The organism is Lysobacter tyrosinilyticus, from assembly GCF_054779815.1.
The window spans coordinates 371,239-389,277 of the sequence record NZ_BAAGXN010000004.1; the positions used below are offsets into that span (position 1 = coordinate 371,239).

The 18,039-nt window shown below is 61.0% G+C and carries 22 protein-coding genes and 1 tRNA gene; 20 read left to right on the forward strand and 3 right to left on the reverse strand.

Annotation, left to right across the window (positions count from 1 at the left end):
- Positions 1-11 precede the first annotated feature (11 nt).
- Positions 12-584, reverse strand: a complete 573-nt coding sequence (locus tag ACYVGK_RS12525) for an energy transducer TonB (RefSeq protein WP_460734142.1) — start codon at positions 582-584, stop codon at positions 12-14.
- Positions 585-783: 199 nt separating this feature from the next.
- On the opposite strand from ACYVGK_RS12525, the gene serS reads away from it, so the two are divergent.
- Positions 784-2,094: a serine--tRNA ligase gene (gene serS / locus ACYVGK_RS12530; RefSeq protein WP_460734144.1), complete on the forward strand. Its 1,311-nt coding sequence runs from the start codon at positions 784-786 to the stop codon at positions 2,092-2,094.
- A 198-nt stretch (positions 2,095-2,292) separates the two neighbouring features.
- On the opposite strand, the gene ACYVGK_RS12535 is transcribed toward serS, so the two are convergent.
- The gene (locus ACYVGK_RS12535) at positions 2,293-2,880 is read right to left on the reverse strand and encodes an FMN-dependent NADH-azoreductase (protein WP_460734146.1); all 588 of its coding nucleotides are present in this window, start codon (positions 2,878-2,880) and stop codon (positions 2,293-2,295) included.
- A 121-nt stretch (positions 2,881-3,001) separates the two neighbouring features.
- Here ACYVGK_RS12535 and ACYVGK_RS12540 point away from each other — a divergent pair, with 121 nt between their 5' ends.
- The 12 genes from ACYVGK_RS12540 to ACYVGK_RS12595 all read left to right on the forward strand — a co-directional run bounded on the left by ACYVGK_RS12540 (position 3,002) and on the right by ACYVGK_RS12595 (position 10,052).
- The gene (locus ACYVGK_RS12540) at positions 3,002-4,039 is read left to right on the forward strand and encodes a LysR family transcriptional regulator (RefSeq protein ID WP_460734148.1); all 1,038 of its coding nucleotides are present in this window, start codon (positions 3,002-3,004) and stop codon (positions 4,037-4,039) included.
- 95 nt (positions 4,040-4,134) lie between these two features.
- A tRNA-Ser gene (locus ACYVGK_RS12545) sits at positions 4,135-4,224 on the forward strand.
- A 78-nt stretch (positions 4,225-4,302) separates the two neighbouring features.
- Complete coding sequence (locus tag ACYVGK_RS12550) at positions 4,303-5,352, forward strand: tyrosine-type recombinase/integrase (protein WP_460734150.1); 1,050 nt, start codon at positions 4,303-4,305, stop codon at positions 5,350-5,352.
- A 69-nt stretch (positions 5,353-5,421) separates the two neighbouring features.
- Entirely contained in the window at positions 5,422-5,760 is a 339-nt protein-coding gene (locus ACYVGK_RS12555; RefSeq protein ID WP_460734152.1) for a hypothetical protein, read from the forward strand.
- A 268-nt stretch (positions 5,761-6,028) separates the two neighbouring features.
- Positions 6,029-6,802: a hypothetical protein gene (locus ACYVGK_RS12560; protein ID WP_460734153.1), complete on the forward strand. Its 774-nt coding sequence runs from the start codon at positions 6,029-6,031 to the stop codon at positions 6,800-6,802.
- Positions 6,803-6,908: 106 nt separating this feature from the next.
- A complete protein-coding gene (locus ACYVGK_RS12565) occupies positions 6,909-7,136 on the forward strand; it encodes a DNA-binding protein (protein ID WP_460734155.1) in 228 nt (75 codons plus the stop codon).
- A complete protein-coding gene (locus tag ACYVGK_RS12570) occupies positions 7,133-7,333 on the forward strand; it encodes a hypothetical protein (protein WP_460734157.1) in 201 nt (66 codons plus the stop codon). The genes ACYVGK_RS12565 and ACYVGK_RS12570 overlap by 4 nt, the downstream gene beginning before the upstream one ends.
- Positions 7,330-7,524 (forward strand): hypothetical protein, encoded by a 195-nt coding sequence (locus ACYVGK_RS12575; RefSeq protein WP_460734159.1) that lies wholly within the window; start codon positions 7,330-7,332, stop codon positions 7,522-7,524. Before ACYVGK_RS12570 ends, ACYVGK_RS12575 begins: the two co-directional genes overlap by 4 nt.
- 15 nt (positions 7,525-7,539) lie before the next feature.
- Complete coding sequence (locus ACYVGK_RS12580; protein WP_460734161.1) at positions 7,540-8,751, forward strand: primase alpha helix C-terminal domain-containing protein; 1,212 nt, start codon at positions 7,540-7,542, stop codon at positions 8,749-8,751.
- On the forward strand, positions 8,748-9,203 hold the full coding sequence (locus ACYVGK_RS12585) for a hypothetical protein (RefSeq protein ID WP_460734163.1): 456 nt from the start codon (positions 8,748-8,750) through the stop codon (positions 9,201-9,203). Before ACYVGK_RS12580 ends, ACYVGK_RS12585 begins: the two co-directional genes overlap by 4 nt.
- Before the next feature lie 274 nt (positions 9,204-9,477).
- Positions 9,478-9,738: a type II toxin-antitoxin system RelB/DinJ family antitoxin gene (locus ACYVGK_RS12590; protein WP_460734165.1), complete on the forward strand. Its 261-nt coding sequence runs from the start codon at positions 9,478-9,480 to the stop codon at positions 9,736-9,738.
- A 2-nt stretch (positions 9,739-9,740) separates the two neighbouring features.
- Complete coding sequence (locus ACYVGK_RS12595; protein ID WP_460734167.1) at positions 9,741-10,052, forward strand: type II toxin-antitoxin system YafQ family toxin; 312 nt, start codon at positions 9,741-9,743, stop codon at positions 10,050-10,052.
- Positions 10,053-10,256: 204 nt separating this feature from the next.
- Here ACYVGK_RS12595 and ACYVGK_RS12600 read toward each other — a convergent pair whose 3' ends face one another.
- The gene (locus ACYVGK_RS12600) at positions 10,257-10,442 is read right to left on the reverse strand and encodes a hypothetical protein (protein WP_460734169.1); all 186 of its coding nucleotides are present in this window, start codon (positions 10,440-10,442) and stop codon (positions 10,257-10,259) included.
- Between the two features lie 206 nt (positions 10,443-10,648).
- On the opposite strand from ACYVGK_RS12600, the gene ACYVGK_RS12605 reads away from it, so the two are divergent.
- The 7 genes from ACYVGK_RS12605 to ACYVGK_RS12635 all read left to right on the forward strand — a co-directional run bounded on the left by ACYVGK_RS12605 (position 10,649) and on the right by ACYVGK_RS12635 (position 17,976).
- Positions 10,649-10,999: an HNH endonuclease gene (locus ACYVGK_RS12605; protein WP_460734171.1), complete on the forward strand. Its 351-nt coding sequence runs from the start codon at positions 10,649-10,651 to the stop codon at positions 10,997-10,999.
- Positions 11,000-11,230: 231 nt separating this feature from the next.
- Complete coding sequence (locus ACYVGK_RS12610; RefSeq protein WP_460734173.1) at positions 11,231-11,563, forward strand: P27 family phage terminase small subunit; 333 nt, start codon at positions 11,231-11,233, stop codon at positions 11,561-11,563.
- Positions 11,564-11,954: 391 nt separating this feature from the next.
- Positions 11,955-12,443 (forward strand): hypothetical protein, encoded by a 489-nt coding sequence (locus tag ACYVGK_RS12615; protein WP_460734175.1) that lies wholly within the window; start codon positions 11,955-11,957, stop codon positions 12,441-12,443.
- Positions 12,444-12,539: 96 nt separating this feature from the next.
- Entirely contained in the window at positions 12,540-14,993 is a 2,454-nt protein-coding gene (locus ACYVGK_RS12620; protein ID WP_460734177.1) for a phage tail tape measure protein, read from the forward strand.
- Between the two features lie 170 nt (positions 14,994-15,163).
- A complete protein-coding gene (locus ACYVGK_RS12625; protein WP_460734179.1) occupies positions 15,164-15,781 on the forward strand; it encodes a hypothetical protein in 618 nt (205 codons plus the stop codon).
- A 99-nt stretch (positions 15,782-15,880) separates the two neighbouring features.
- On the forward strand, positions 15,881-16,579 hold the full coding sequence (locus ACYVGK_RS12630) for a hypothetical protein (RefSeq protein ID WP_460734181.1): 699 nt from the start codon (positions 15,881-15,883) through the stop codon (positions 16,577-16,579).
- A 440-nt stretch (positions 16,580-17,019) separates the two neighbouring features.
- A complete protein-coding gene (locus tag ACYVGK_RS12635) occupies positions 17,020-17,976 on the forward strand; it encodes an SOS response-associated peptidase family protein (RefSeq protein ID WP_460734183.1) in 957 nt (318 codons plus the stop codon).
- Positions 17,977-18,039 lie beyond the last annotated feature (63 nt).

Genomic DNA, 18,039 nt, shown 5'->3' on the forward strand with positions numbered 1-18,039 from the left:
CTCAGGGCCGATCAGTTCTGGAAATTGATCGGCACCTGCACATGACCCACGGTAGGCCGCCCTTCGGCCATGGCCGGGCGGAAGCGCCAGCGCTTCACCGCATCCACCGCAGCGCGATCCAGTGCCCTTGAGCCACTGGTCCTGGCCACTCCGACCGACGTCGGCACGCCATCGACACCGATTTCGGCACTCACCAGCACCGTGCCCTGGTCTCCATTGCGTAAAGCCTGGGCCGGGTATTGCGGCGATGGCATCGAAATCGGTTGTGGCTGCGAAGGCGTACCGGTAGCGGCCGGGCGCGGCGCGGGCTTGGCAGAAGCCAGTGGCGGAGGCGGCGGTGGGGCCGTTTCGACCAGACGCGGATGTTCCTCATCGTCTGCTTGCGTCGTACTGGCGGCGGCCGGTACGTCACTGACCTCGTCCGAGCCGGCAGCGATGGGCGCCGGCAGCGGCGCGTATTGCGGGACGGCGGCCGTGGGCGCGGCGGGATCGGCCCGGTAGAAGTCATCGCTGTCGCTGCCAAGGCGCCAGACCAGCAGGAACAGCATCAGGCCGAGCAGGAAGGCACCGATCACCCAGAGCACGGAGCGGCGATTGGGAAGCCAGGCAGCGAAGTCGAAAGGGCGATGGGGCGGGGGCGACGCGGCAGGACTGTGGGCCATGGCGGAGTGAAACGGGGGGATCAGCCGATGGTGCCCGTCGGGTCGTTAAGAATTGGGCAATCGGCACGGCAAGCCTGCGATAATCGCGAGCTTCGTCACCGTCTCCGGTCCCGCGTCCGCCATGCTCGATCCCACCCTGCTGCGCCAGAACCCCGCCGAACTCGCTGCTCGCCTGCGCGAAACCCGTGGCTACGAGGTCTTCGATGCGGCCGCGCTGGAGTCGCTGGAAAGCGAGCGCAAGCAGATCCAGATCCGCACGCAGGAGCTGCAGAACCTGCGCAACACGCGCAGCAAGGCGATCGGACAGGCCAAGGCCAAGGGCGAGGACGTCTCGGCGCTGATGGCCGAAGTCGCCGGTTTCGGCGAGGAACTCAAGGCCTCGGAACATCGCCTCGAAGCGATCCGCACCGAGATCGAAGCGATCGCGCTGAAGATCCCCAACATCCCGCACGAATCGGTGCCGCTGGGCCAGGACGAAACCCACAACGTCGAGCAGCACCGCTGGGGCACGCCGCGCACGTTCGACTTCGCGGTCAAAGATCACGTCGAACTGGGTGCGCGCAACGGCTGGCTCGATGGCGACACCGCCGCGAAGCTGAGCGGCGCCCGCTTCACCGTGCTGCGCGGCCAGCTGGCGCGCCTGCATCGTGCGCTGGCGCAGTTCATGCTCGACCTGCATACCGGCGAGCACGGCTACCAGGAAACCAACGTGCCACTGCTGGTCAACGCCGATTCGATGCGCGGTACTGGGCAGTTGCCGAAGTTCGAGGAAGATCTCTTCGCCACGACGGTGGGCGAGGGCGAAAACGCGCACAAGCCGGCTTCTGATAGGCGTTATCTGATCCCGACTTCGGAAGTGCCGCTGACCAACATCGTGCGCGACGAAATCGTCGAAGCCGAGGCACTGCCGCTGCGCATGACCGCGCACTCCATGTGCTTCCGCGCCGAAGCCGGCAGCCATGGCCGAGACACGCGCGGCATGATCCGCCAGCACCAGTTCGAGAAAGTCGAACTGGTGTCGATCGCCAAGCCGGAAGAAAGCTACGCCGAGCATGACCGCATGACCCGCTGCGCCGAAGTCGTGCTGGAAAAGCTCGGCCTGCCGTATCGCCGTGTGCTGTTGTGCACGGGCGACATGGGCTTCTCCGCCACCAAGACCTTCGACCTCGAAGTATGGCTGCCGTCGCAGGACACCTATCGCGAGATTTCGTCCTGCTCCAACTGCGAGACGTTCCAGGCCCGCCGCATGCAGGCCCGCTGGCGCAACCCGGCGACGGGCAAGCCGGAACTGGCGCATACGCTCAATGGATCGGGCGTGGCGGTCGGTCGCGCGCTCATTGCGGTGATGGAGAACTACCAGAACGCCGATGGTTCGATCACGGTGCCGGACGTGCTGCGTCCGTATATGGGCGGCGTCGATCGCATTGCATAAGCCGAACGCGGCGTTCTTTCGCTCGTCATCCCGGCGAACGCTCGGATCCAGCTTTGATTTGCCGGGCGACGAGAACTCAAAGCGAAAGGCTGGATCCCGGCGTTCGCCGGGATGACGAAGAAAAAGAAACGGGCCCGCGATGCGGGCCCGTTGCGTTTCCAGCGAGGGGAGGGCGCGGAAACGCGGGGACTCGCCCGATCAGGCCGCTTCGCGCAGCGGCGCCGGCGCCTGGATCGCGGCCTTCGCGCCTTCCAGCGCATCCTCGCGATGCTTGGGTGAATAGGACACGCCTTCGGCACGCACGAACTCGATCTCGGTGACGCCAAGGAAGCCGAACACCTGACGCAGATAGGCTTCCTGGAAGTCGGCCGGGCTGTTCTCGCCATAGAAGCCACCACGGCCACTGGCGATCACCAGGCGCTTGCCCTTGACCATCCCTTCCGGGCCCTTCTCGGTGTAGCGGAAGGTGCGGCCCGAGACCGCGACGCGATCGATCCAGGCCTTCAGCGTGGAGGGCACGCTGAAGTTGTACATCGGCGCGCCGATGACGATCACGTCGCTGTCCAGGAACTGCTGGAGCGTCTGCTCGCCGGCATCTGCTGCAGTGGCGTCGGCCTTGGTCAGCACCGGGCCGGTGAGGTGGGGCAGCGGCGCGGCATCCAGGTCGCGGTACGTGACCTGCAGGCCAGGCACCGCATCCTGCCAGCGTGCGACGATGGCGGCGGTAAGTTCGCGGGTGATGGAGCCGGCGCCGGTGGCGGCGGAGTCGATATGCAGCAGTTTCATGGGCCTCTCCGGATGATGGGATGCGGCTGGGTGGCCGCGTTGGACGCCACTTTCCACTGTTGCGAAAATAGAATAAAGCTGGTTTAATGTCACTGACCGTTCCGAATTCGGGATAATCGCCATGCAAGACCTCAACGACCTCTATTACTTCGCCGCCGTCGTCGACCATCAGGGCTTCGCCGCGGCCGAACGTGCGCTGGGCATTCCGAAGTCGCGCCTGAGCCGCCGCATCAGCCAGCTGGAAACCGACCTCGGCGTGCGACTACTGCAGCGCTCGACGCGTCGCTTCGCGGTGACCGAAGTCGGGCATAGCGTGTATCGCCACGCGCAATCCATGCTTGCCGAGGCCCAGGCTGCACGCGAAGTCGTCGATCGCCTCAGCGCGGAACCGCGCGGCGTGATCCGCGTGAGCGTGCCGGTGGGAATGGCGCAGCAGCAGATGCCGAAGCTGTTGCCGGAATTCCTCGCGAAGTTTCCGCAGGTGCGCGTGCAGCTGCATGTGAGCAATCGCCGCGTCGACATCATCAATGAAGGCGTGGACGTCGCCCTTCGCGTTCGCACGCGCCTGGACGACGACGGCAGCCTGGTGATGCGCAACTTCGGCCAGATCCAGGAGTTGCTCGTCGCAAGCCCGGGCTATCTCAAGCGCATGGGGCGGCCGGCCAATCCGGACGATCTCGCCCAGCACGTCACGCTGAGCATGAACGAGGACGAGGCGCACCAGCGTTGGGAACTGCACGGCCCCAACGGAGAAGTGCGCCGTGTCGAACTCAAGCCGCGCGTAGCCGGCTTCGACTTCCCGATGCTGATGGCGCTCGCCAAGCAGGGCGTGGGCATCACCATGCTTCCGGAGACGGTGTGCGCCGAAGCTGTCCGCAGCGGTGAACTCGAAGTCGTGCTGCCGCAGTGGCGCCTGCCGCAGGGCATCTTCCACGCCGTGTTCGCTTCGCGTCGCGGCCTGTTGCCGGCGGTGCGCGTCTTCATCGACTTCCTGGCCGAACGCGTTCCGGCGCTGGTGGAATCGGCACGGCTGCAGTGCGGCGATATTCCGGGCCCATGCCCCGAAGGCGTCAAGAAGGGCGCCTCGCCCAAGAGCGTCGCCGCACAGAAAGACAAGCCCGCACCCAAATCGCGCGAACACACCGCCGAGCCGGCATGAGAGAATGCGCGCCCCGCCGCAATGGCGGGGCATGAGCGCTTGGTCGCGACGGGTGGCCTAAGCCCTCGCGCCCGATTGCTGCACGACAAACAAACGGAAGTGTGGCCGAGCGGTTTAAGGCACCGGTCTTGAAAACCGGCGTGGTAGCGATACCACCGTGGGTTCGAATCCCACCGCTTCCGCCAGAATCAATGGTTTAGACACTTGCAAAGCCCGAAAAACGGGCGCAGGGTGACCCGCGTTGGGACACTTTGGGGCAGCAAGTGGCAACCTTCGAGAAGCGAGTCGGTAAGGCCGGCAAAGCGACATGGCGCGTTCGCGTGCGTCGTGCCACTGGCCCGCATCTCACGAAGTCCTTCAAGACGAAACAGGCGGCCCAGGAATGGGCGCGCAGTGTTGAGCACAAATTAGACGTTGGTGAGCACGTCCCTTCGTCTGAGGCCCGCAGGCGCACGCTAGCGGATGCCATCGACCGCTACCTCACGGTCACTCTTCCCCAAAGCAGGTTCCAGAAGAACGCCAGCGAGCAGGCTCGCTTGCTTATCTGGTGGAAGCAGGAGCTTGGCGCTCGTCCGCTGGTAGGCATCACGGCAGCCACGGTCGCAGAGGTTCGGGATCGCCTTGTGAGCGAGCCGAACAAGCACGGCAAAGTGCCCAGCGGCGCAACGATCAACCGCCGCATCACGGCCCTCTCTGCCGTTCTGACCGTCGCTGTCAAGGAGTATGGCTGGCTCGTTAAGAACCCCATCCCGAACGTCACGCGCATGCCCGACAGCAAGGGCAGGGAGCGCTTCCTCAGTGATGCCGAGCGAACCGAGTTGTTCGACGCCTGTAGGGCCTCAGAACTCGACGCATTGCCTGCGCTAGTCACGCTCGCGCTGGCCACTGGGGCGCGCAAGAGCGAGCTTCTGGGCCTGCTGTGGGCCCACGTAAACCTCGACCGCAGGAGCGTCCGCTTCCTGGATACCAAGAACGGTGAGAGCCGCACGGTCCCACTGGCACCGCCTGCCGTGGACGCGCTGAAGGCATGGGGTAAGGGGCGCCTAAAGACCGGCCCTGTCTTCCCCTACACGAAGGATCAGGTGGACAAGCCCTGGCGCGATGCTCGCGACGCCGCAGGTTTGCAGGACTTCAGGTTTCACGATTTGAGACACAGCGCTGCTAGTTATCTAGCGATGAGCGGGGCAAGCCTCATGGATATCGCGGCAATCCTTGGCCATAAGACCTTGGCCATGGTGAAGCGCTATTCCCACCTTAGCGAGCAGCACACCAAGGCTGCCGTTGACCGAATGGCCGAGAAGTTCCTCGGCTAGAAAGCGGCGCGACCGGGTGCGCTAACACTCCGGCCGCGCCTTCCAATCACGTCTGTTAGGGAGACGATCATGGAAGCGGAAAGGATACAGGGGGCGGAGATCATAGTTGGTGATGAGCCTGACTTCTACGCTGAAGCTTGGGGGGCGCTAGACGTTTCGCCCATGCTGAGGACAGAACTAGAAAAGTTGGACCGCCGCGTAAATACCGTCATGGTTCTTTCAGAAATGCTGGCTGCACACGTTAAGGGGAAGACCGACCAGGAGAGCAACTGTGGCATTCGCTACGCCTGGTTGACCGATCGTCAGGCTTGGGCGATTTGCGACGCCCTAAAGGACATGGCGTTCGAGTGTTCCGTTGGGATGGAGGAAATTCGTGAAAAGGGCTTCCAAGCTGGGGTGCGGCCATGAATATCGAGGACGCGGATCTGTGCAGTGTGCATGACCTTTTGGTTGAAGCCGATGCCATCGTGAAGGTCTGTTCCATGACGGAGGACCTTGATGACACCGTTCGATCCTGTGCTCTGGCGGGTGCATCGCGCCTACTGAATCGGGCAATGGGTACAACCTGTAAACACACTGATTAACCTCCAAACCCGCGCCTAGCTCGACGGAGCGAAAACGCCGTAACCCTGCGGCGCTGGCGCGGGCCTTATCAGAGGGGCGCGGAGGGCGCGCGATGAAGAAATATGAGTTCGTCAAGGGAGAGGGAGTCGATTTCTTTCGGTCCGCGCTCACTGAGCGAGACGGTCTACTTACCATGTCGCCAGACCCAGATGACCATGACGGTGTGTCACTAAGTGTCTGCAGGTACGCACAACATGTTCTGACAGGCCTGGATGAAGAGGACGTGCTCGGCATTTTGAGGCTGGCCGACGAGTTCGTTGATAGCGTTTTCATCGATCGCCTGATGGTGAACACAGGGACTGAGAGTGTTCTCCTCACCAAAGAGCTTCTGCAAAGGATCCGACCGACAGAGATCCTGCCGGTGATGATTTCGATGCTGGAGGAGTACCCTGTTGCCCTAGGCGATTTTGAAGGCAATGAGTTGCTCATTTCAGGGGAGCGGCTTTGCTGTGCTTACGCGCTCACACAGGTATGGCATTCCAGGTTTGGCGATGAGGCGTCCGGATACGCAATTGAAGCTGCCAAGGCGCAGGCGATGGCAAGATTGTTATCAGGCGCGGACTCTATCCTGAGTGAGGTCTTGAAGCATCGATTCGCAAAGGTGCAGGCCGCGAAGCATGCGAACAGCAGGTGGGGTCGTCTGGAGCCAGTGAAGGATCTCGCATTTCAGCGCCGCAAGGAGATGAGCGGCCTTAGCCGAGCCGAGGCGATACGAAGGATGCTTGCGGAAATCCGGTCCGCTGCCGAGGCGGCAGGCGAACGTTTGTCTGGCCAAGACACCGAAAAAACCATCGAGAGATGGTTTCGAAAAGCGGGCATACGGTAAGGGTTCGCATGCCGGCACGCACACTATGCCTGCCTGCATGTGGTCTACGAGTAACTTGAGGTAAGCCGCAGCCTTGCACTCACCACACCACGAGTGAGTGCTAGCAGTGAAACGCGACCTAAAGTCTCCGGCCCAGCTCGCAGCAGGGGGCCCTCTCTCCATTGATCAAATCCGCTGGCTGATTTTTCGGGCGAAGGACAACGGCCTGGACTCTGCCATTTGTCGCATCGGCCGCCGCGTTTACCTCGATGTGGACGCGTTCGATGCCTGGCTGCAGACGCGTAATCCCGCGCTACGTCCTATCGAGCGCAACGCTCAGGCGGGTGCAGCATGATCAAGGCCCTAGCTCTGAGCCAAGCGGCCCTGAACCTCGCCGCCAAAGACCCGAAGAACCACCACGAGATGCGCCAGTGGCGCGCGCAAGCTATCGCGCTGCGTGACCAGGCGGTGCGGGAGCACGTGGCCAATCTGGCCAGGGTCAATGGTTTCATTGAGCGCGTTGGAATAGCTCTGGGAGAGGTGGCGGCATGACGCCTCTAGCCCACAACCTGCGGGCCTGTCTGCCAGGACTGGCCGAGCGCACGCGGGAGCAACTGTTCCAGCTCTATGGCGAGCTGACGCCCGAGCGCTGCGATCTGATGGTGATTGCCCTGCAGGAGGTCGCCACGGTCTGCAGGCGCCTCTGCGCCGAGCTACAGCGCGGCGAAAGCCCGACTGTGTAAAGCGCCGGGGGGCGAATGCAAATCGACACCGCTATGGCGGCGCGGTTTCTGACCGCGCTAACGGGCGACTGCACTCATACGTTTCAGACCTTCGACGACACCGGTAAGAGTCGTCCTGGAATGAACCGCGTGTTGCACGGCTCGTTTGCTAGCCAAGCCCAGCGCTTGGCCGGGCTCAACGACAAGGGCGCTGGCGTCTTCGTCATGGTGAACCGTGGCGATGGCTTCGGAAGGAAGGCTGACAACGTCACGGCCTGCCGCGCGCTGTTCGTTGACCTCGACGGCGCGCCCATTGAGCCGGTTCTGTCGTGCCAGTTGCCCCCGCGAATAGTGGTGGAGTCGTCGCCGGGGAAGTGGCACGCCTACTGGCCTATAGCCGACATGCCGCTGGAGCAGTTCACACCCGCTCAGAAGACTCTGGCGGCGCTGTTCGCTGGTGACCCTAAGGTGCACGACCGCTCGCGCGTGATGCGCTTGCCGGGCTTTCTGCATCGCAAGGGAAACCCCTTCCAGACGCGCCTGGATCGCTGCGAGGCGGGCGTGCTGGCTTGGCGTGAGATGTCGGAGGCGTTCGGGCTGGCGCAGCGCATGGTGCTGCCCAACGCGATTCCGGAGGGCGCGCGAAACGACACCCTGTACAAGCTAGCCTGCTCTGCAGCAGCCAAAGGGGTGCCTCAGCCAGAACAGTTCAATCGCCTCCTGCAGGTCAACGACAAACGATGCCATCCACCGCTCGATCCGCGAGAGGTTCAAGCCATCGTTGCAAGCGCCTACAGCGCGCCTCAGCGGGGCGTGGCGTCTATCCCTTTAGCGGTCATGGATTCACCCGCCTACAAGCGCCTCAGCAACGCGGGTCGCACGCTGGTACTGCTGGCATACCGAAAGCTGGACGGGTTCAACAACGGGCGCCTTAGCCTCGCCTGGTCGGAATGCGTCGAGTGGTTCTCCGACTCCAAGACGTTCTACCGCGTTCGCAAGGAAGTGCTGGCTTCGGGCCTGCTTACCGAGTCCGTGCCGAGCCAAAAGCCACGCCCAGGTCAGCCCCCTACAGCAGCCCTGTACGGATTGCCGATAGGGGTCAAATACACCCCCTATGAAGCTGATCTAGTAGGGGTCAAATACACCCCACTTGAAGCTTTACAGGCTCTTGCTTCTGATGCTCCTGAAGACCTTGATCTAGACGGCGGCCAATTTCCAAAAACGGTCAAAGCGGAGCGGGCGGCATGAGGCCCCGTCCGCGCGACCTGCTGACCGCTCTCCTGGACGCCTGCCGTCGTGGCTTGGTGACTCACGAGGAGGCCGCCAAGCTGGTGGGTATCCGCAAGTCTGACCTGTCGGACCTGGTTGCCTGGCGGATGCTGGAGGTGGCTGCCTGGCGCACTTGTGAGGCCGCCTTCTATCACGCGTTCCCCGAATGCAATCCGCGACTGTGGCGGCTGCCTAGCGTGGAGCTAAAGCAGGACAACCTGCTACGCGGAGGGCGGGCGTCCCAGTGCAGGCACTACAGCACCGCAGAAGCTCGATATCTTCAGCCATCGCAAGCGCACATCCATGCGCCGGAACTGGAAAACGGCGAGGCGTGGGAAAATGGAAACTGTGATGAACGCTCCCCGGCACTCCGTCACCGCGCGCCACCCCGCGATACAGGGTGGCGATCTGATTTCGATTGGGCGGCGTGATGAGTGCGCCCCCTTTTCGTTGGGGGGCGCCCCCGGTCAAAGGGGCGCATCTACCTGAACCCCGCGGCCAAAAGCACACGCTGAAAGTTGCTAAGGCCGGTTAACTAAGGTTGCTAACTTTGATAGGTCTAAGTAACTGAATTTCTTGGGATTAAGCAGAAGATCGGCAGGTGGTCTGTTAACGGTGGTTTACAACCCATAGTTGCGCCGACTAGTACTTTGAGTACTATAGGGACCTGTTAGGGCCCCAGTGGGGCCATTAGGAGGACTCAAAATGCATAGCGCAACCGTGAAGGCCAAGGTCGATCAGGACCTCAAGTCTGCCTCGGAGTCGGTGCTGAAGCAGCTTGGGATGGACATGACCAGCGCCATCAAGGTGTTTCTTACTCAGGTTGTTGCGCGTCAGGGGCTGCCCTTTGAGGTTCGCCTAGCGCAGCCGAACGCCAGGACCTTGGCGGCTATTGAGGACAGTTACGCCGGCCGCGTTGAGAGTGCCGATAGCGTTGAGGCTATGTTTGACGCGCTTGAGCGCTAACTGTGAGTGCAGGCGCAAAGGACCGCGCAGTCTCTTGGACCAGTCAGTTCAAGTCTGACTACAAAGGAGCCAAGAATCATCGCAAATGCGATATGGGTGCCCTACAGAAGGCCATGTCGGACATCGCCAAGCGGGTCCCTTTGGACGCCTCATTGAAGGACCATAGGCTCCAGGGCCGGTATCCGAACAAGAGGGGCGGAGATACCGATTGCAGGGAATGCCACACGAGCAATGACTGGTTGCTGGTATATCGATTCCCGGATGCCGACTCAGTGGTATTCGTCAGGACAGGGACGCATTCGGATCTGTTCTGAGCACCATCACTATCACCAGCAAGGGGCCCCCTTCGGGGCCTTTTTTCTTTGGCAGGTAGGGGGTATCGGATCTGCACAGCTCCCGTCCCGCTTACCGATCGTTCCCGTTCGCACACACACCTGCAATTGGAAAGGCGAGGGGCACCCAGGCCCGGGCCCGTTGGGTCGCACTGCCGCGAAGCCCGCATCGGGCGCAACCGCTGTCTAGATCGTCTGGATCATTCTTCCGAAGCGGTCGTAGGACTCATTGAGTAGCACGACGCCTAGATCTTCGGAGATGGCCGCGAATCCGTCGCGGTCAATCTCCGAGGTCAGGCGTGAACAAACGTCGGCCGGAAAGAACTCAGCGGGCACGTAGCCCTCGAACATCAGCCTTCCGTAGTTCTTCATGGAAGTCGGGTGCGGGGCAGATGACTGGGTGATGATCCAGGACCGGAGCCCTGAGAAAAGAGTGAGATGCATGGCGAGCCTTCAGCTTAAGGAGCTGCACGGAGGCTCGGAGCACGACGTTCGTCGAGTGCCTACGGAGTGTGCGCCCAGGAGACTGGGGCTGTATGAACCGCAGAGGTTTCGGCTGAACAACTCAGATAAGCAGCATGCGGGCACATCAATTACTGAGGGGGAACAAGCACGTGGGAAGACTCAAGACTCTCAAGCCTCGGTTGCAGGGGCTACCCGACAGGTTGCAATCGCTGCCTCGTACGGCAACTCGACGGGCAGTGACGGGCCGTCAGCTGCAACAGCGGAGGTTGTCGGTTTGGACCAAGGCAGAGGGCTGTTGCGCTAGGTGTGGCTGCTTGATGGCATGGCCGAATGGCTTTGAGCTAGATCACGTAGTTCCACTCTTCAAGGGTGGGCAGGACACAGAAGAGAACACGCAAATCCTTTGCATTGAAAACGGGTGCCACGCGTCAAAGACCCGAGAGGACTTGGCAGCGCGCGGCTAGCCCACCCCCGGGGTCAATCTTTCCAACTTTCATCCCGGGAAACCGCCTGTCCTGCCTCGCGCAGAAAATCTTCCCGTTTGAAAAAACAATCAGCAAATCAAATGCCTCTCAGACCGTCGTGATGACGGTAGCCCCTGGGGGTATCAAATCTCTGGGCGATTCGAGGCTTTGACCGGTCGTCTCCCTTCGCATTACTGCAATTGAGTCCTGCTTAGGAAAAATTCCTACCCCATGAACGCAACCAAGAAGCCCAGGGCTCCCGAAGGCCTGGCTGCATCCACCGCCAAGTGGTGGCACGAGGTACGCGAGGAGTACGCGCTGGACGATCCCGCCGGCCTCTATCTGCTGGAAACCGCTGCTCGCTCCTGGGATCGTGCTCAGGAAGCCCGACGCGCAATCGACAAGGACGGCCTGCGCGTCACGGATCGTTTTGGCCAATGGAAGGCCCACCCGCTATGCACCGTAGAGCGAGATGCACTTGCCACGTTTCGCGCTGCCTTGCGCGACCTCAACCTGGACCTGGAGCCGCTACGCGATCGGCCAGGCCGTCCACCAGGAACCTAACATGCCCACAAAACGGAGCAGAGTGACCCGTAATTCCCAGGCCCGAGTAACGCCGGAGGCGCTAACAGCTTGGCGAGCCGGTGATAGGTGTGCGCTGCATTTAGCGCTTCGCCTGAAGCCGTGGGAGTACAACCCCCTGGATTGTTCTGGCACGCGTCCCTTGTCCTGGGATGCCTTGCGCTGGGACGCTGCTGTGGCCTGGCGCAAGGCGCTGGAGGAAATCGAGAGTCGAGCCGGAACAAGTGGTTAATACCTGCTACCCATGAGGGTGAGCCATTCACTTGACCGTCTGCGATTCATGCGGGCGTTATAGAAGCCAGAGGAAACGCATCGCACTCGCGCTGAGAGGGAATCTTGTACCAATAGGACGCGCATGAAAGGAGGAGTTGCGATGAAAGCGTTACTCGCCATGGGCTTGCTGGCTATTTCTCAGGGAGTCTTCGCTCAGGTCAAATTCCCAGAGCCTGACTGGGAAGTCACCGCTACAGGTGACGAGATCTTCAGTGGTGTGAGACGGGAAGTCGGCGATAGCGGTCCCGTCTTCGTCATGGTGGATGCCTCCGTTTCCGCCAAAGCTCCTGACAATGGGCACAGGCGAAATACGCAAGGGACGTTAACTGTCTTGATTAACGGAACTCCTTGTGGATGGGACAGTTACGGCAACGAGTTCAAGACTTCCACGGCGGCCATGCATGTTCATTGCTTTGTCAGGGGAAGCGGAAAGTATGTCGTCGAAGCAAAGGCATGGTTTTGGCATTGCTGTGAGGGTGGCACAGTCGAGTGGAACGGTTTCCAGAATCGACAGTCAATCGTGAACATCTACGCCTTCCGCGCCGAGACTCCGATTAAGAAGGCTGGGAAAGTGAAGCCCGCCAAGTAGCGGCCCTTAGAGTTGAAAGCAGCCCGGCTGGCATTCTCGTCAGCCGGGTACTAATTCAAGAAGAGACCGTCGTGACGACGGACAGGAAGTGAAATCATGGCCGAGAGCATCGGCACCGCACGGCTAGACATAGTCGTAGACACGTCGAGCCTGGACGCTGGCGTCACCAAAGCAAGGCGTTCGACCTCCGACATGGCCAAGGCGGCGCAGGACGCGTCGCAGAAGATGGACGCAGGCACCAAGCGGCAGGTCGCGTCCCTAGAGCGTCAGATCGCAACGCTAGGCAAGAGCCGTTCCGAAGTCATCCGCTGGCGCATTGAGCAGTTGAACTCGGGCAATGCGGCATCGGCTTTGACCGCGAAGCTTGATGCCCAGGTCCTACACCTCAAGAACGTCAACGGCATCTTTGATCGGGCAGGGGCCTCCGCAAAGCGCCTGGCTGCACAGTGGACTGCCGTGGGCGTGGCAGCGGCTACAGCCGCGATCGGCTTCGGTATCCGCAATGCGACCGAGTTCGCTGATCACCTCAATGACATCAACCAGCGCCTTGGCATCTCGGCTGAAGCTCTGAGCAGTTGGGCATATGCGGCGCAGCAGTCGGGCACCGATATCGATGCTTTGGGCGTCGGTCTAAAGAAGCTAGCCAAGAACATGGGCGAGGCGCTTGATCCAAAGTCGAGCCAAGCTAAGCTGTTCCAGTCGCTGGGCATCCAGATTAGAGACGCCAGCGGCAACCTACGCCGGCTGGAGGACGTGCTCCCACAGATCGCCACGCGGTTTAAGGAGCTGGACAACGCGACCACTGAGGCCGCACTTGCACAGGAGTTCTTCGGCAAGTCCGGCACAGACCTTGTGGAGTTCCTAAACCTTGGCGCGTCGGGCCTTGCCAATATGCAGGCGAAGGCGCGGGCGCTAGGTGTGGAACTGAGCCAAGGCACCCTGCAAGCGGCCGATGAGTTCAACGACTCGCTGGCAGACCTTCGCACGGCGTCGCGAGGGTTGTTTACCCAGCTTGCTGCGGATCTGTTGCCGTCCCTCAAGCAGTTGGTGACGAAGCTCACCGAACTGGTCAACGACGGCCGCACGGCGGCGAACGTGGCGACGGTATTGGGGACAGCCTTCAATGGCGCGGCTGGCGCACTCGACTTCTACAACAATGCAGTTGACCGCACTGCCATCGCCTTCCGTCTGCTGACCGAAAGCGCGTCAGGCTTCATGGAAGTTCAGCGCCAGATTCAGACGCTCGGGTTCGCCGACGGCAGCATCTCTGGAGGTATTCAGCACATCCGCGACGCTTACAAGGAAGGCCAGGCGGATCTGGATGCCCTCATTGAGCGCACGTCGCCCGAGGGTAGGCTGCGCCGCAATATCGAGGCCCAGGTCGCAGCTGCCCGCGCGCCTTTGGATCACCGGTTTACGGCCGAGGGCAGGGCAGAGGCGGAAGAGGCCAAGAGGCGAGCCAAGGAGCTGGAGAGACTGCTCAATCGAGGCTTGAGTGGTGGAGGTCGCAAGAGTGCTGGCAAGGAAAGGGCCGGGCGCGAGCGTCTCGACTTCAGCAAGAATGCGGCCGAGGAGCTGGACCGTCTTATCGAGAAGGAGGGGCGGGCTACGGCTTCCTTTGAGCACCTGGCCGCGGAACTCCAGGGGCCGCTGGCCGTGGCCCTGCTGGATCACAACGAGCGGGTCAAGGAACTCAACGAGCTGGCCAAGGAATCGCCTGTAGCGGCGGCTGGGCTGTCGGATGCGTTGGCCAAGGAATCCAAGCGCTATGCGGATGTCCGCAAAGAGATCGAAGCGGCGCAGAACCCGCTCGGCTTGCTGCTCGACGACATGAAGTTTGAGCTGGACATGATCGGCAAAACGAATGCCGAACGTGTCGTGACGAACGAACTTCGCCGTCAGGGCATCGACCTGATGAGCAAGGAGGCGCAGTCGGCACTAGCTACGGCACGGGCATACGACGCCGAGTCCCAGGCCAAGGGGCGCTCAATCGAATTGCAGGACGAGTTCCGTCGTGGAGTTGCAGATGCGATTACGGACTTCGTCACCGGCACAAAGTCGGCGACCGACGCGCTCAAAGACTTTTTTGACGAGTTCGCTGATCAAGTCACACGCGCCATTGCTAACCAATGGAGCGCCAAGCTATTTGGCCAGCCTGGCCAGCAGGGAGGCGGCGCAGTCGGTGATTGGATAGGCAAGGTAATGGGCCTGCTTTCTGGGGGGTGGAAAGACGGCGGCGCTTTCAATGGCGGCAACGTCATGGCGTTCGCCAACGGAGGCGTCTTTGATCGCCCCACGTTCTTCGGCATGTCTTCTGGCCGCATGGGCGTCATGGGCGAGGCTGGCCCGGAAGCAATCATGCCGCTTGAGCGTGGCCGTGATGGCCGACTAGGCGTGCGCATGCATGGGGATAGTGGCGCCAGGTACGGCGACTTCCACATGACCCAAAACGTTGTAGTCCAGGGTCGCCCTGACAACTCGACGCTTCGCCAAATTGAGCGGGCGTCTGGACGCGCTGCGGCGAAAGAGCTTTCCAGGACTGGACGATAGACGCTTAGTACGAAAGGGGACTCCCAAAATGTCTGGCAGTGTTATTGGTGGTGTAGTTGGTGCGGTCGTTGGCAGTTTTATTCCAGGTGTTGGTACACAACTCGGCTGGATGATCGGCAGTCCGGTTGGGCCATGCGTTGAACCGAAAGCGACGATACGGAGGGAATGGAATGAGCTTGATTCAGATATGGCTGGAGCGCGACAAGGCTCGCGTGGCGGTCGATACCCTTGCGCGCCCGGGAGGTGCGCGCCAAAGCATGGGGCACGTAAGCAAGCTGATTCCGCTTACCCATGCAGGGGTGGTCTTGGCCTATCGAGGGTCTGACCTTGCATTCTTTCAGGTGTTCGCGCAGTTTTTCCTGACACCAGGAAATGACGACTTCGATTCAATCGAAAGCGCCATGCCTACCCGTTTCATGCATGCCTACGGTCAATTCTTGATCAATGCGTCCAGTGTGCCGACTCACGCTGACGTGTCTTGCGAGTTGTTCCTTGTCGGCCACTCAAGGCTGCAACAGAAGATGGCGTGCACCCAGTTCAACTTGAACCTGCGCACCGGGAAAGCAGTACCTATGCCGATGAAAGGGAACTGCAGGCTTGCCCCTGGCTTTGAGAACGTGCCTGAACTGACTACGGACGAAGCGATGCAAGAGGTGGCCGCGCGGCAGATTGCGTGGATGCGCGAAAACGCGCCAAAGGTTGCAACCGGTGGTCGCCTATTGATAGCAGAACTCACGCGGGACTCAGTCGTCATTCGTGACGTTGGGGATATCGAGTCAAATGATTAGAGGGCAGGCCATTGGTCTGCTGGACGCATCCTCCACGGCGCTGCATTGGCTGCCTTTCTCTGACAGACTTCGATCCATAGTCGCAGATGGGCTTATGCAATGGATCAAGCAACTTGGGAAGCGTGGCGTAAGGACGAGATCCAGAAGCACGGCAACGACCCTGTCGCATGGGCGCGGGTCTCCAAGAACCTAGTAGTGAGCGCATCGGTGCTTGCGTCTACCGATGCTGACTCGTTGCGAATAATTATGCGGAATCTGAGGAACGGTGGCTCCGACACAGACCGGCCGAGGACACCTGACGAAGAAGCGATTGTCCAGAAGGGGCACCAAACGCATCGAGTAACTTTGATGCTATTGGGCTTCGCTATTGAATGCCTGCTAAAAGCTGTTTTCCTCTCTAGGGGAGGTCAGCTCTATCTAAATGGCACGTACGCTTCTAGGTCGCTAAAGCAGAAGGGTTTGCAGAAGTCACACAATCTTCTTCAGATCGCGAACGTCTTGGACTGTGCTTCGTTGTTCAGCGCAGAGCAGCTAGATCTTCTTGACGACATTTCTGCAAGCAACGAAATGGGACGCTATCCGGCTCATAGTCGGTTCGATGAGTACGGGCTCCAATGCCCTGCTCCCGATGGCACCGCGCGCTTCTACGGTTTGTGGGGCCCGGGAAGAACTTCACAGGTGTTTTTCATCCTAAGGGTTCTATACACGGAACTGGGCGACGAGATTCCGAATGCAGCCTTTGCCCTGCTAGAACCAGAGCGCGTCGCGCGCTTGGCGTATGGCTGGCATGTTCCGTAAGGTCACTTGCGACCGCCCCAGAGACTCTCCCGGGAACTAGGCGCTAGTGGAGCCGTTTAACGTGTGGCTCCAGCAGCCGCAGCATCCAGGCGGCTTGAGCGTCGCCTGAGGCGGCCGCAGCGCGTAGAGCCTCGACGAGGGCTTGCGGCGTCATTTGGGCGTCCATGTGTCTGGGCCTGCCAGATCCCTTAAGTGCTGCAGTGTAGGCGTCACCCGTCGCTTTGTCGGGTTGCCCATCTCAGGGTAAATCGAGCGGACGCGAGCAAGGTAGGCCCGTGTCAGCCGCTGAAACTCTTTGGCGGCGGCAAGCTCCGCCTCTAATGCTGTGCGTTCGGATCGGCCGTTTGGGAGAAGGGTCATCGGGGGCATTGTGAACCGGGCCGTCTCATGACGTGAGACCCGATTGGGTAGGCTTAAAGAGCCAATCGGGAGCTAAGGCCGTGTGCTACTCCGCCCAGATCCGCCAGGACTTTGACCGTTTCGTGCGCGAGTACGGCGCGGTAATCGACATCGCTACCTTCGTGCGGTTGTACTGGGATCGCAGGGAGGGTACGAAGGTCAAGACCGCCAAGGCAATGGATGCGACCTTCGCCAGAGCGCATTCCGCCGAGGGGCAACAGGTGCGCGACTGGATCGAGGAATACGACCGTGCCGAAGCCTCGAAGCTGGAGCAGGAAGTATTCAAGCAGCGCAAGCGCCTGGCCGATGCCGAGCGCATTCTGCAGACCAAGACGACCAAGAAGGCGCTGGAGGATCAGCGCATCGCCACCGCCAAGGTAGAGTGGGCGCTGGGTAAGCTCGCCGACCTGCGCCGCACCACGCTCAATGATGAGGACTCACGCATCTTCCCCGGCTGGTACGCCCCTGTGATTGTCAGCGAGAACGGCAAGCGCGTCGTCAAGCCGATGCGCTACCAGTGCCGCGTAGCAGGCACGCCAGCGTTCTACGACGTGAAGTTCCCAGGTACCTACAATGCGCGTAGGGACAGCTTGGAGAAGTTCTGGCGCGGTCAGTTCGGCGTAAGTCACGGCATCCTGGTGGTCAACGCGTTCTACGAGAATGTGGCGCGCCATAACGTGGAGCATCGCGAGCTGGCACCGGGCGAGAAGGAAGAGAACCTAGTGCTGGAATTTCGGCCCCGTCCCGCACACGACATGCTGGTCGCCTGTCTGTGGTCGCACTGGCAAGGGGAGGGCAGCGAACTGCTGTCCTTTGCCGCGATTACAGATGAGCCGCCCCCGGAAGTCGCGGCTGCCGGCCATGATCGATGCATCATCCCGATCAAGCCGGAGCATGTGGATGCCTGGCTTTCGCCAGATCCGGCAAACCTCAAGGCTCTTTACGCCATCCTGGATGACCGGGACCGGCCGTACTACGAGCATCGGCTGGCTGCTTAGCTGAGTCACTCCCGTTAGAATCCGCCCCCTCAGAAGTCGTGAATTTCGGCCCGCAACGGGCTG